The sequence below is a fragment of the Mycobacterium sp. genome (assembly GCF_040398885.1).
Taxonomy (GTDB): Bacteria; Actinomycetota; Actinomycetes; order Mycobacteriales; family Mycobacteriaceae; genus Mycobacterium.
Genome location: NZ_JBBATF010000093.1, coordinates 1 through 12,546, shown reverse-complemented (window position 1 = coordinate 12,546; position 12,546 = coordinate 1). Strand labels below are relative to the sequence as shown.

At 68.5% G+C, this 12,546-nt stretch carries 9 protein-coding genes, 1 tRNA gene and 1 other RNA gene; 8 read left to right on the top strand and 3 right to left on the bottom strand.

All coding sequences use genetic code 11. The annotated features are described in order from the left end of the window. A partial coding sequence (gene gluQRS, locus ADBZ5U_RS10110; RefSeq protein ID WP_526264974.1) for a tRNA glutamyl-Q(34) synthetase GluQRS occupies positions 1-719 on the bottom strand: 719 nt, incomplete at its 3' end. Between the two features lie 14 nt (positions 720-733). On the opposite strand from gluQRS, the gene ADBZ5U_RS10105 reads away from it, so the two are divergent. The 7 genes from ADBZ5U_RS10105 (at position 734) to ADBZ5U_RS10075 (ending at position 11,423) form a co-directional block, all read left to right on the top strand. Beyond that, on the top strand, positions 734-1,783 hold the full coding sequence (locus tag ADBZ5U_RS10105) for an ATP-dependent DNA ligase (RefSeq protein WP_526264972.1): 1,050 nt from the start codon (positions 734-736) through the stop codon (positions 1,781-1,783). After that, positions 1,780-2,820, top strand: coding sequence for a DNA polymerase domain-containing protein (locus ADBZ5U_RS10100; RefSeq protein WP_526264970.1), 1,041 nt, complete (start codon positions 1,780-1,782; stop codon positions 2,818-2,820). Before ADBZ5U_RS10105 ends, ADBZ5U_RS10100 begins: the two co-directional genes overlap by 4 nt. 448 nt (positions 2,821-3,268) lie before the next feature. Further along, positions 3,269-4,012: a DUF6636 domain-containing protein gene (locus ADBZ5U_RS10095; RefSeq protein ID WP_526264968.1), complete on the top strand. Its 744-nt coding sequence runs from the start codon at positions 3,269-3,271 to the stop codon at positions 4,010-4,012. Between the two features lie 583 nt (positions 4,013-4,595). Further along, positions 4,596-4,880 (top strand): hypothetical protein, encoded by a 285-nt coding sequence (locus tag ADBZ5U_RS10090; protein ID WP_526264966.1) that lies wholly within the window; start codon positions 4,596-4,598, stop codon positions 4,878-4,880. Positions 4,881-5,109: 229 nt separating this feature from the next. Continuing rightward, positions 5,110-6,465, top strand: a complete 1,356-nt coding sequence (locus ADBZ5U_RS10085; RefSeq protein WP_526264964.1) for a flavin monoamine oxidase family protein — start codon at positions 5,110-5,112, stop codon at positions 6,463-6,465. Positions 6,466-6,673: 208 nt separating this feature from the next. After that, positions 6,674-8,554, top strand: coding sequence for a PecA family PE domain-processing aspartic protease (locus ADBZ5U_RS10080; protein WP_526264962.1), 1,881 nt, complete (start codon positions 6,674-6,676; stop codon positions 8,552-8,554). Positions 8,555-8,699: 145 nt separating this feature from the next. Continuing rightward, on the top strand, positions 8,700-11,423 hold the full coding sequence (locus tag ADBZ5U_RS10075; RefSeq protein WP_526264960.1) for a CocE/NonD family hydrolase: 2,724 nt from the start codon (positions 8,700-8,702) through the stop codon (positions 11,421-11,423). 4 nt (positions 11,424-11,427) lie between these two features. On the opposite strand, the gene lucA is transcribed toward ADBZ5U_RS10075, so the two are convergent. Next, the gene (gene lucA, locus ADBZ5U_RS10070; protein ID WP_526264958.1) at positions 11,428-12,234 is read right to left on the bottom strand and encodes a lipid uptake coordinator LucA; all 807 of its coding nucleotides are present in this window, start codon (positions 12,232-12,234) and stop codon (positions 11,428-11,430) included. Between the two features lie 60 nt (positions 12,235-12,294). Continuing rightward, positions 12,295-12,380: transfer RNA gene (locus ADBZ5U_RS10065), tRNA-Ser, on the bottom strand. Between the two features lie 75 nt (positions 12,381-12,455). Between ADBZ5U_RS10065 and ffs the strand changes: the two genes are divergently transcribed. Further along, positions 12,456-12,544: signal recognition particle sRNA small type (gene ffs / locus ADBZ5U_RS10060), an RNA gene on the top strand. The last annotated feature ends 2 nt before the right edge of the window (positions 12,545-12,546 follow it).

Genomic DNA, 12,546 nt, shown 5'->3' with positions numbered 1-12,546 from the left:
CCGTCGCGCTTGGCCAGCCGCTTGCCCTCGGCGTTGAGCGCCAACGGCACGTGGGCGTACACCGGCCGGGGGTAGCCCAGCAGTTCGGCGAGGTAGGCCTGCCGCGGCGCGGAGGCCAGCAGGTCATCGCCGCGGACCACCTGATCCACCCCGGCGTGGGCGTCGTCGACGACCACCGCGAGGTTGTAGGCCGGCACCCCGTCACCGCGGCGCAGCACGAAGTCGTCCACCACCGCGGTGTAGTCCCCGTGCAGCAGATCGGTGACGGTGTACTCGCTCCCCGAAGTCCGCAGCCGCAGCGCCGGCGGGCGGTCCCGGCGGCGCTCGGCCCGGGTCGACGGCGTCCGGCAGGTGCCCGGGTAGGCGCCTTCCGGGGCGTGCGGGGCCCGCGGCGCCTCCAGGATCTCCCTCCGGCTGCAGAAGCATTCGTAGACCAGATCCCGCCGGATCAGGTCCTCGACCACCGCGTCGTAGCGCTGCGGGTGGGCCGACTGCCACTCCGGCGCCTCATCCCAGGTGATCCCGATCGCGGCCAGGTCGGCCAACTGCCGCCAGGCCACGTCGTCGTGGGTGCGGTCGTCGAGATCCTCGACCCGGATCAGGAAGCGCCGACCGGCCGAGCGGGCGAACAGCCAGGCCAGCACCGCGGTGCGCAGGTTGCCGATATGCAGGTCGGCCGACGGGCTGGGCGCGAACCGTCCCGCGCCCGTGGTCCTCACCGGGGCAATCTAACGTGGACGGCGTGGACCTGCCCGTCGCGCCGCCGGTGCAGCCCATGCTGGCCAGGGCGCTGTCCGCCGTGCCGGACGAACCCGGCCTGTGGAGCTACGAGCCCAAGTGGGACGGGTTCCGGGCGCTGGTGTTCCGGGACCGTGACGAGGTGGTGCTGCAGTCCCGCAACGGAAGGGAACTCGGCCGTTACTTCCCGGAGTTGATCGCCGCACTGCGCGACGAACTGGCTCCCCGGTGTGTGCTCGACGGCGAGGTGGTGGTGCCGCGCCGGATCGACGGGCGAACCCGGCTGGACTGGGACTCGCTGTCCCAGCGGATCCACCCCGCCGAGAGCCGGGTGCGGATGCTCGCCGAAAAGACCCCCGCGCACCTCATCGGCTTCGACGCGCTCGCAGTCCGGGATCGGTCGCTGATGGCCGAGCCGTTCCGGGTGCGACGCGAAGCGCTGGTGGACTCGGTGGGGGAGGGCCCGTGGTGCCACGTGACCCGCACCACCGAGGATCCGCGGTTGGCCGCGGAATGGCTCACCACCTTCGAGGGCGCCGGCCTGGACGGGGTGATCGCCAAACGGCTCGACGGAGGCTACCTGCCCGGCCGGCGCGACATGGTCAAGGTCAAGCACGCCCGCGACGCGGACTGCGTGGCCATCGGCTACCGCATCCACAAAAGCGGTGAGGGCGTCGGTTCGATCCTGCTCGGTCTCCACCGCGACGACGGCGGACTCCAGATGGTCGGTGGGGCAGCATCATTCACCGCCAAGGACCGGCTGCGGCTGTTGGAGGAACTCGAACCGCTTCGCGAGGGCACCGTCAAGGACGGCGAGCCGAGTCGGTGGAACTCCGCGGCCGACAAACGCTGGATCCCGATCCGACCGGAACGGGTCGCCGAGGTGGCCTACGACCAGATGGAAGGCGCCGGCGGGTGGCGACGGTTCCGGCACACCGTCCGGTTCGTCCGGTGGCGGCCCGACCGGGACCCAGCCGGTTGCACCTTCGACCAACTGGACGCGCCACTGCGCTACGACCTCGACGATGTGCTGGAGGCGCGGTGAGCGCCGCGGCCGAGGAGATCGACGTCGACGGCGTCGCGGTGCGAATCACCAACCGGGACAAGGTGTTCTTTCCCAGGCTGGGTGCCGCCGGGACCAAGGGGGCGCTGATCGACTACTACCGATCGGTGGCATCCGGCCCGATGCTCACCGCGCTGCGGGACCGGCCCACCCATCTGCAGCGCTTCCCCGACGGGATCGAGGGGGAGATGATCTACCAGAAGCGGATACCCGCGAAGCATCCCGACTACCTCAAGACCTGCCGGATCACCTTCCCATCCGGCCGCACCGCCGACGCGCTGATGGTGACCCATCCGTCGGCGATCGTGTGGGCCGCCCAGATGGGGTCAATAACCCTGCACCCGTGGCAGGTTCGCTGCCCCGACAGCGAGCACCCCGACGAACTGCGCATCGACCTCGACCCGCAGCCCGGCACCGGATTCGCCGAAGCCAAGGCCGTCGCCGTCGACGTGCTCAAGCCGCTTCTCGACGAACTCGGTCTGGTCGGCTACCCGAAGACCTCCGGCGGGCGGGGCGTGCACGTGTTCCTGCGCATCGCCACCGGCTGGGACTTCGTCGCCGTGCGCCGGGCCGGCATCGCCCTGGCCCGCGAGGTCGAACGCCGCGCCCGGGGCCTGGTGACCACGGCGTGGTGGAAAGAGGAACGAGGCGCGAAACTGTTCATCGACTACAACCAGAACGCCCGGGACCGGACCTTCGCCGCCGCCTACTCGGTGCGACCGACGCCGATCGCGACGGTGTCCACGCCGTTGACCTGGTCCGAACTCGCCGCCGCGGAGAGCCCCGACGACTACACCATGGCGACGGTGCCGGCATTGGTGGCCCAACGCGGCGACCCGATGGCCGAGATGGACTCGCCGGCCCAGTCGCTGGAGCCGTTGTTGGCGATGGCCGACGGTGACGCCGAACGGGGGCTGGGCGATCTGCCGTATCCGCCGAACTATCCGAAGATGCCGGGCGAGCCGAAAAGGGTTCAGCCGAGCCGGGATCGGGACTTGAAGAGGGAAAACGGTAGCTGAAGACCGACTCTCGGTGCGATTCAGTCCGCTTGCGCGCGGCAGGTCGGTAGTCTCCGGTTGCCAGAGAGGGGGCAGGCAAGTAAATACACCGACGATCGCGTGCCCTAATGGGCACTCCAATCCGGTGGCCCGGAAGTACTGCGGGGAGTGCGGAACTCCGCTTCCGGTCGGCGCTTCCAGTTCACTTCCGCATGCTGGACCTATCGGGTCTCCGCCCCTGTCCCCGCCTGGTGGTGCAGTGGTTGCTTCAACGCCTGGATTAGGTGTCGGCCTTCGCGGTTTCTGGTCGGGGCTGCCGAAGTGGGGCAAGGTCGCGGTGCTGGTGGTTCCCGCGCTCCTGCTCTTGATGGTGAGCGGGCGCATAGGGGGTGGCCCGTCCAGAGCGTCCGGCAGTCCGGGGGACTGGATCGCTGCGGTCTGCAGTAACGCCCCCCAGGGCGCTCCGCCGATGTGCACCGGACATTCAGACCCTGCGGAAGGGCCGCTGGCGTTCTCGCCGTTGTTCACCGTCTTGCAGTACGACTCGCCCGCCCAGATGGAGGAAGACGGCGCGCACCAGGACGTGGGGTTCGGTTCCGCGCAGTGTGTGTCGCGCAACGGCAGCGCCGTCGTGTTCATTGCCGACGTCAGTGGCTTCGGGGATCGTTCGGACGCGGTGCGGATTGCGGCTCAGAGCATGCAGCCCCTGGACCGGTTCGGGTGCACGATTAACAAGGCCGCCCCCTCAACGCGCCGCCCGAGCGTGGCGGCCCCAGTACCCGCCCCGGTCCAGGCCCCCGCAGCGACACCGACGACGGCACCGACGACGCGCATTTCAACCGTGACGCCGGATAGCAACTTGCAGTGGAGGTTCCAGTCGCCGACCGGCAACATCGCCTGCGACCTGAACGGGAGCGTCTCGCCGCCGGAAGCCACCTGCGAGGTTCGCGAGCACTCCTACCAGCCGCAAGTCAGGCCGAATTGCGATCCGGGCTGGGCTAACAATTTCAAGCTGATTCAGGGCCGCTCGGTCGAGGTGAACTGCTACTCCGGCACCGACTTCCGCAGTGCCCTTCCGGTCCAGGACTACGGTCACCCGCTGACCGCCGGTTCTCTCACTTGCGTACTCGACGAAGCCACCGGGGTCACCTGCAAGGACTCCACCACCGGTCACTACTTCCAGGCCGCGCGACAGGAATACCTGTGGCAATGACACAGAAACCGAGTCACCAGTGAGCGCAGCGACGATCAAGTGCCCCAACGGCCACTCCAACGCGGCAACCCAGAGGTTCTGCGGGGAGTGCGGTCGTTCCCTGGTCGGGGTTTGCCCCAACGGGCACCTCAACCCCGACGGACAGCGTTTCTGCGGGGAATGCGGCAGCCCGCTCAACCAATCCGACGCTGTGGGTGCTGCTCCATCACCTGCAACTGCGGCACCGCAGCCAGTGACTGCGACCCGCCCTGCCGATCCCGGCCCCGACCTTTCGGCGAGCGTCATGCCCTCAGGATCAAGCGATTCCGACTCTGTTGGGACTGGGGATGGCAGTACGCCACCCCGTCCTTCCGTGCCTGTTGCAACACCGGCGTCCGGCCCCGGTCCTGACGCCGGGGCGGCCAGTCGGCCACCGCAAATGGGCGACGATGTACCACCCTCGGCACCTTGGGGTGCGCCTACTCCGACTGTGCCGTCAGTGGCACGAGTCGAACATCGGACCGGCGCTTCCTCCGCACGGCCGCCTGCCGGTCTTCCTGCTGCCCCAAAGGCGCGAGCATTCGATCGAATCAAGGCGTGGTGGGTGAAACTGCCGAATCTGGGGAAGGTCGCCGTGGTCGGAGTTGCGACGTTGATGTTGTTCTCACTCTTCGGAAGTGGTGCACTTGGGCGCGACATGGAGTCCTACGACTGGGGCTACAACAAGGGCACCATGGGCTGGACGCAAAGCTGGGCAAGCCACTCCAAGAAGGAAGCGTGCGAAGGCATTCTGAAAATGTTCTTCGACCTATCGGGATCCGAAGGCATCGACCACGGAGATGCCATGGACGGCTGCATGGATGCGGTCAAGAAACGTCCGCAGCGGTAAGCACCACGGCGCAGGGGCACTGACTGCCATGCGCAACGACAAGGGGCCAATTGCTTGCATCTGCGAAGTGCCTTTCGATAGGTGCGCTACAGCCCCGGTCAGCTTGGCAAGATGATCCGCCGCCGGCACAACTGAACGGCGAGGTTTCGCGAACCTCTTGCCCGCCCACCACCGCGGACGTAGAGTCCGTTCATCTCAGTCAGTCGACTGACATGAACGAGGAGCGGACATGACCAACGTCGACGTCGTGGTGGTGGGAGCCGGGCTTGCCGGGCTGAGCGCGGCCCGTGCGCTGGTGGCCGCGGGCAGGTCAGTGATCGTCCTGGAGGCCCGCGACCGGGTGGCGGGCCGCAACCTCGGGGGTTTCCTGAGCAACGGCGTGCCGGTGGAGTTGGGCGGGCAATGGGTCGGCCCGACCCAGGATGTGGTGCTCGAGTTGATTGATGAACTGGGCCTGGAGACATTCCCCCAACACGAGAAAGGGCAGAGCCTGACCGTGTTCGACGGCAACCTCGTCCGCCATTCCGACGAGACCTTCGGCTTGCCGTTGGAGTCGGCGACGGAGGTGGGCCGACTCTTGGAAGTGTTGGAGTTCCTGGCCACCACCGTGAACTTGGATGCGCCGTGGGAGACCGCGGACGCCGCTGTTCTGGACAGCCAGACACTGGACTCCTGGCTCGTCGCCAACACCGAGGATCACCTCGCTCGGCGGCTCTTCCGCCTGGTCGTGCCGGCGGTGTTCTCGGCGGAATCACCGGAACTGTCGCTGTTGCACTTTTTGTTCTATGTCAAGTCGGGCACCAGCATGGCCTGCCTGGTCTCCGCCAAGGGCGGCGCCCAGGATTCCCGGGTGGTCGGGGGCACCCACCAGATCAGCGAACGGATGGCCGCCGCACTCGGCGACCGGGTGCACCTGGGGGCGGTGGTCCGGACGATCCGCCACGCCGACGACGGTGTGACCGTGGAATACGAGGGCGGCAGCGTCAGCGCCAAGCGGGTGGTGGTCGCAATTCCCCCGACACTGGCCGGCCGGATCCGATATTCGCCCCCGATGCCGGCCCTGCGCGATGGGCTCACCCAGCAGATGCCCGCCGGTGCGGTGATCAAGTTCGAAGTCGGCTACGACACACCGTTTTGGCGCGAGGACGGCCTGAGCGGTTATGTACTGAGCTTGGATGACGAGTTCAACGTGTGCTTCGACAACAGCCCGCCCGATTCATCATGCGGCGTGCTGGTCGGTTTTCTGGAGGGCGCCCACGCCCGCACCGCGAGTGCACTGAGCCCGCAGGAGCGCCGCGAGATTGTGCTCGGCGCACTGGTGAAGTACTTCGGCCCCCGCGCGGGGGAACCGTTCGATTTCCTCGAACAGGACTGGAACAAAGAGGAATTCACCCGCGGCTGCTATGGCGGTCGCCTCGCGGCCGGGGCGTGGACCCAGTACGGAAAGGCCCTGTCTGAGCCCGTGGGCCGCATTCACTGGGCGGGGGCGGAAACCTCGCCGGTGTGGAACGGCTACATGGACGGTGCCATCCGGTCCGGCCGGCGGGCCGCCGACGAGATCGTGGCCGCGGACCTATCCGTCTGAACGGAATCGGTCCGCCGGGCTATCCCGGCAGGGCCCGTTAGATCTGCTGCCACGTCCTGGCAGTGCCGGAACCTTACTTCGCTCTGGCTTTGCGCTGGACCGGGCGAGATCCGCGGCAGGGTCCCCGGTTTCCACGCCCGCCGAAGTGTGGTAGACATCTCAGCAAAACTTAAGGTCTTCGGCGGCAGAAATTTAGGTGGTTACGTCCATGTCTCGATCCGCTGGCAAACGAGTTGCCCACCGCCGTATCCAGCCCTACACCTGGCTCGGCGCCGGGGCGCTGACGCTGGGCATGGGCGCGGCCATGGTGGGGGGCACGGCGGTGGCCTTCGCCGACGCCGGTGCCGACTCGCCGTCGTCGACCAACAGCGCCTCCAGCGACGCACCATCGACCAGAGCCGCCACCAAAGCCGCCACCAAAGCCGCTACCGGGGCCGAGGCCCCCAAGCGCAGGGCACCCCACGTCGACCGGGCTGCCTCGGCGGCCGATGATCCCGGCCCGGGACCGCTCTCGCGCCGCAACCGGGTCCCTCTCGCCGATGTCACCGGCGGCGTCGAATCGGCCGCGGCGGCGCAAGACCACTCGGCGGCAGCCGCTGTCTCCGACAACCCGGTGGCCGACAACCCGGCTCCCGCCGCGGCCACCACGCCGGCGGCGCCGACTCGCCGGGTCGCCGGAACCGCTCGGCAACCAGACGCCCAGCTACCCGATCCGACGCTGCTGAATCCCGTTCCCGCAGTTCAGGATTCGCCGGCCGCTGATCCCGCGCCGGCCGCCGCGGTGCGCCCCGCGGCCGCCGACCCCGCCCCCAACATGGAGTCCTGGCTGCCCAGCACCCCGATCGTTCCGGGGGCACGCGTCACCCTGGCGCTGAAGCAGATCGAGCAGTCGAAGTCCCTGATCACCGAGGAGACCTGGGGCGCGGGCAACATCCTGGCCGGCTTCGGTTCTTTCGGGCCGCAGGCGGCCCTGACCAGCGCGCAACTCATGCTGGGCATCTGGGCCGCCAACATCGGCAGCGCCAGGGAATTCGTCGCCAACACGGTGGGCAACCCGCTGTTCCACAGCGTCGCGCAGGCCAACCTGCAAAACGCGATGCGATGGCCGGCCCGGGCGAACGCCTCGCTGGCCACCGCCTCCGTGCTCATCACCCCGCTGGGCTGGTTCGGCGCCGACGTCAACGAGGCGAAGGCGCTCGTGGAGGAAGCCCGGCAGAACGGCAAGGTCTACGCGAAGGTGCCGATCACGGTGAAACTGGGCACCCAGCCGATGGTCAACGTCAAGATCAATGACGGCCGCAGGGCCAATCTGCTTCTCGATACCGGCGCTTCGGGACTGGTGACCACCCGCGACAAGGTCGGCTCCGCCTACCTCGGTCCGGCCGTCGGCAGCGGCGACAGCTGTTTCAGCGGCGGCGTGTGCTACCACTACGAGACCTACAACACCAAGGTCGATCTCGGCGACGGGGCCGTCGGCACCGCCCCGGTCAACATCGTCACCGACAACGACACCTACCCGGACAGCGTGGCCAACTTCAAGTCGTTCTTCGGCTGGGGCGCCGACGGCATTCTCGGCGTGGGCGCCAACACCGCCGGGCCCGGCCCGGCTCCGATCCCGACCGCCGCGATGCCCGGCGAACTCCGCGACGGCGTGTTGATCTACCAGAACGCCTACCCGTTCGGGCTGGGCGGGTACATGATCCTGGGGCCGAACCCGTTCCCGACAAGGGTCTCGCTGCCGGGGGCTCCCGACGCTTACGTCAAGGTCAGCGTCAACGACGGGCCCATGCAGGACGCCGCCGCCATCATCGACTCCGGCGGGGTCTACGGGACCCTGAACCGTTCGCTGTACTCCTCGCCGCCGCCGGTCGGCACGGAGGTCCCGGCGGGCACCAAGGTCGACGTGTACACCGCCGACGGCGCAACGCTGCTCTACAGCTACACCACCCAGAGCGGAGCGGCGGCCACCCCGTTCATCGACACCGGTCTGTTCAACACCGGCAATGCGCCGTATCAGAAGAACCCGATCTACCTCAACTACGCCGCCACCCCGTACGGCATCGGATCGACGGACTTCTCCATCTACTGATCATCTTCGGACCGGTTCCGCTGACATTCCTGAAAACGCCCTTTAGGAATGTCATAAGCGGGGTTACAGTTCGCTCAGGGATTTCGCCGCTCTGGAGGACGTAATGGGTGCATCGCAGTTCGTTGGTCGCGTCGGCGGATTGGCGGTGACCCTCGGGGTCGGCGCCGCCATTTTCGCCGGCCCGGGTGTCGCGTGGGCGGACCGGGGTTCGGACAGCGGTGGATCCGCGGGTGCCTCCGCGGACAGCAGCCGTTCGTCGGCGCGACCGAATACCGCCACGCCGCGCCGCGGCTCCGCCGACCACGCCGGCGCGGCGGCGTCGAGGTCGGCACAGCGGGACAGCGGCGCGCCGGCGCCGGCCAGTGCCAGCGACTCCCTGCTCGAGCCCGAAGCGCAGCCCGGGCCGCCGCCGAAGGCCGCCGTCGTTGACCCTGCCGAACTCGAGCCGGCCGGTTCGGATGTTCCCGAGGCCGGCGTCGCCGCCGACCCCGATCCCGGGGTGAGCCCGCCGGGCGAGAGCGCCGGCGACCCCCCCGCGGTGACGATCGACGCGCCCACGACCGAGCCCGAGATCGTGACGATCACCGACCCGGTGGTCGACGAAATCGTCACACTCGGCGAGATCGCCTACGGCGCAACGGATGACGCAGGGGGCAACACGCCGAAGGAAGAGGCCACCGCCGGTGACCTTGCCGCGTTGGACACCGACGGGACGGATCCCTCCGACGGAGCCGGATCGGATCCGTCGCTGCCGGATGACAGGACACTGGTGGACTTGGTCCTGGCCGCCTTCGTCAAGCGCGAGACCGATATGGCTTACGCGACGACGCTGTCGCCGTCCGGTTCCGCGGTGACGACAGCCCTCACCATGAACGGGATCACCGTCGATCCGACGGTCTACTATTTCGACGGCATTCTGCAGGGCAACCTCAACGCCACCAGTTCGGGCGGCAACGAGATGACCTACAAGTTCGTCGATTCCAGTGACGGCGGCAAGATCACCCTCGGCAACGTCCCCGCGCCGTTGCCGGGATCGGGTCCGCAGAGTTTCACGCTGCTTCCCTACGCCACCTGGATCGACCCCGCCGATCCGAAGCCGAACCCCACCCCGACGGGCACCCAGACGTTCAATGTCCGGGTCAGCGAGGTCACCCCGTTCGACAAGTTCATGGTCAGCATCCCGCTGGTCGGGATGATCGCCGAACCGGTCATCGGCCTGCTGCAGGCCGCGCCGTTCCTCGGTGGCCTGCTGGCCCCCGTCATCGGCGCATCGGTGGTGGCCGAAATCTCGGCCGATATGGCGCTGGTGCCGGACGGCAAGCCGGTGGCCTTCACCTACAAGGTGACGTCGTTCGACGGCACGCCGATCAGCACGAACTTCTTCCCGGCCAGCGACAAGTCGCTGATCCTCCCGGCCAACTACCAGGCGGCGATCTTCAACGGCCCCGGCTTGGGCGCCGCGGGCAACACCGACCCGTACGGGGCTTTCCAGGCCGCGGGCTCCACGCCCGGTCTCGCGCTGATGCGCGGCCAGGGACTGCCCGCGCCGTTCGACGCCTACCCCCTCGGGTTCCACGTCATCACCTGGGACCCGCGTGGCGAGTATGCCTCCGGCGGGGTCCTGCAACTGGACAACCCCTTCTACGAGGGCCGCGACGTCTCGGCGCTGATCGACTGGGCCTCGGCCAACACGCCACTGCTGCAGGAGGGCGGTTCGCCGTCCATCGGCATGCTCGGCGGGTCCTACGGCGGCGGCATCCAGATGACCACCGTCGACCCGCGGATCAAGGCCATCGCGCCGGCGATCGCGTGGAACTCCCTGAACTCCTCGCTTTACCCGGACAACGTGTTCAAGACCGCGTGGGCCAACACCCTGGGCCTGGCTCTGGCGGAGGCGGGAGCCACCGTCAACCAGCTGATTCCGATGGGCATCCTCACCGGCAATCTCTTCGGCTGGCTCAGCGAGTCCGCGCAGGCCGCGCTGGCCAGCAGTGGACCGACCGCGCTGCTGGCCAAACTGACCATCCCCACGATGTTCGTCCAGGGCACCGTGGACGCGCTGTTCCCGCTGCAGCAGGCCATCGACAACGCCGAAGCCATCGCCACCGACCCGGCTCTGCTCAGGATGATCTGGTTCTGCGGCGGGCACGGGGTCTGCCTGGATCCCGTCGATCCGGTGGCGCAGGCCACCTCGATCTTCACCGACAACATGCTCTGGATGAACGCCTATGTGAAGGACTACCTCAAGCCGGTGGCCGAACCGCTCGTCGAGGCTCTCATCTCCACGTTCCAGTGGTGGGACCAGGCCGGCACGCATTACGAGTCCGACCTGATGCCGTTCGCCGACGGGTTCGCGACGGGAACCGTGACGGCCACCGGCACCGGCGGACCGCTGGGGATCCTGCCGTGGGCCTGGCTTGGGTCGGGGCCGGAGAAGGACAATTGCACGGTCGCCGCGGCCTGCGAGTTCCCGCTGAACAACACCTTCGCCACCGAGGCGGTCAACGCCCTCAACGTGCCGATCACCGTCCCGGTCAAGGGCACCGCGGTGGTCGGGGCGCCGGTCGTCAGTTTCGACTACTCGGGCTGGGGCACCAGCAAGGCCGTCTACGCCCAGATCGTCGACGACGCCACCGGCCGGGTGCTCGGAAACATCGTCACCCCCATACCGGTGACGCTCGACTCCAAGTCCCGGTCGGTGAGCGTGCCCATCGCCAACATCGCCTACACCGCGCCCGAGGACGGCGCGAAACTGACGTTGCAGATCGTCGGCGGGGCGACGCTCTATCAGAACGGCGCGATCGGCGGGCTGAACATCAGCAACGTCGAGGTGACCCTGCCGACGACGACCGCAGGCGTTCCGGTCTGAGGCGTCAGCGGCCCGACCGCAGCCGGTTCCTGCCGGGCCGCTTGTTGCGCAGCGCGCCGGGTTGCTCGGACGGCTCGGCCGGCTCAGCCGGCGCTGCCGGTTCGGTGGCGTCGGCCAGGTCGCCGTCGGCCAGGTCGCCGTCGTGGAGGGCGCCGTCGTGGAGGGCGCCGTCGTGGAGGGCGCCGGGCTCGGTCGCGATCATGGTCTGAGCGTCGGTCTCCGTTGGTGCCCCGGTCTCGGGTTTCTGGGTCTCGGGTTCCTGGGTCTCGGGTTCCTGGGTCTCGGGTGTCTGGGCGCCCCTGTCGCGGCGCGACTTCTTCCCGGCCTTGACCTTCCCGGCCTTGACCTTCCCGGGCTTGGCCGGCTCAGCCGGCTTGGACGGGGCGGGCGGCTTCTCGGCGACGAAGGACAGATACAGCGCCAGCACCGCGAGGATCGCGATGGCCGCGGCTGCCCCGTACACGGCGAACAGGTACGGACCGCCCACGCCCAGTCGCAGCCAGATCTCGGCGATGGCCGCCAGCAGAATCAGCCCGCCGGCGACCAGGTGCAGCACCGCCGACCACGCCCGCAGGCGAAGCGCAAGTTCGGGGACCCGGGCCTTGCCGGCCAGGGTGTCGCGCAGGATGGTCAGCACCGGCAGAGCGGCCAGGGCGATCGGGATTCCGGCCGCGAGACGACCCGCCGTGGCCAGCCCGGTGGGGATGTCGCCGGTAAGCACCCACCATCGGGGCAGGACGAACATCAGATAGAGCACGAGACCGACCAGCACGAGGGCGGCGTGCAGACCCCTTGCGGCGCTGCGACTCATGCCCCTCCCGAGATTGGGGTCCGGGGTGCGATCGGAATCTGATCGCACCCCGGCCAGGTGCGGAGGATAGGGGATTTGAACCCCTGAGGGCTGTTAACCCAACCCGCGTTCCAGGCGAGCGCCATAGGCCACTAGGCGAATCCTCCGTCGGCAATGGTAGCCGACCGGCCGCCGGGGTATCGACCGGCTGTTCTGGGTTGACCGGCCGGTATTACACTCGCCTTGGACCCCGCGCGGCGTCCAACCTGTGAACTCCCCCAGGGCTGGAAGGCAGCAAGGGTCAACGGGCTCTGGCGGGTGCGCGGGGTCCCC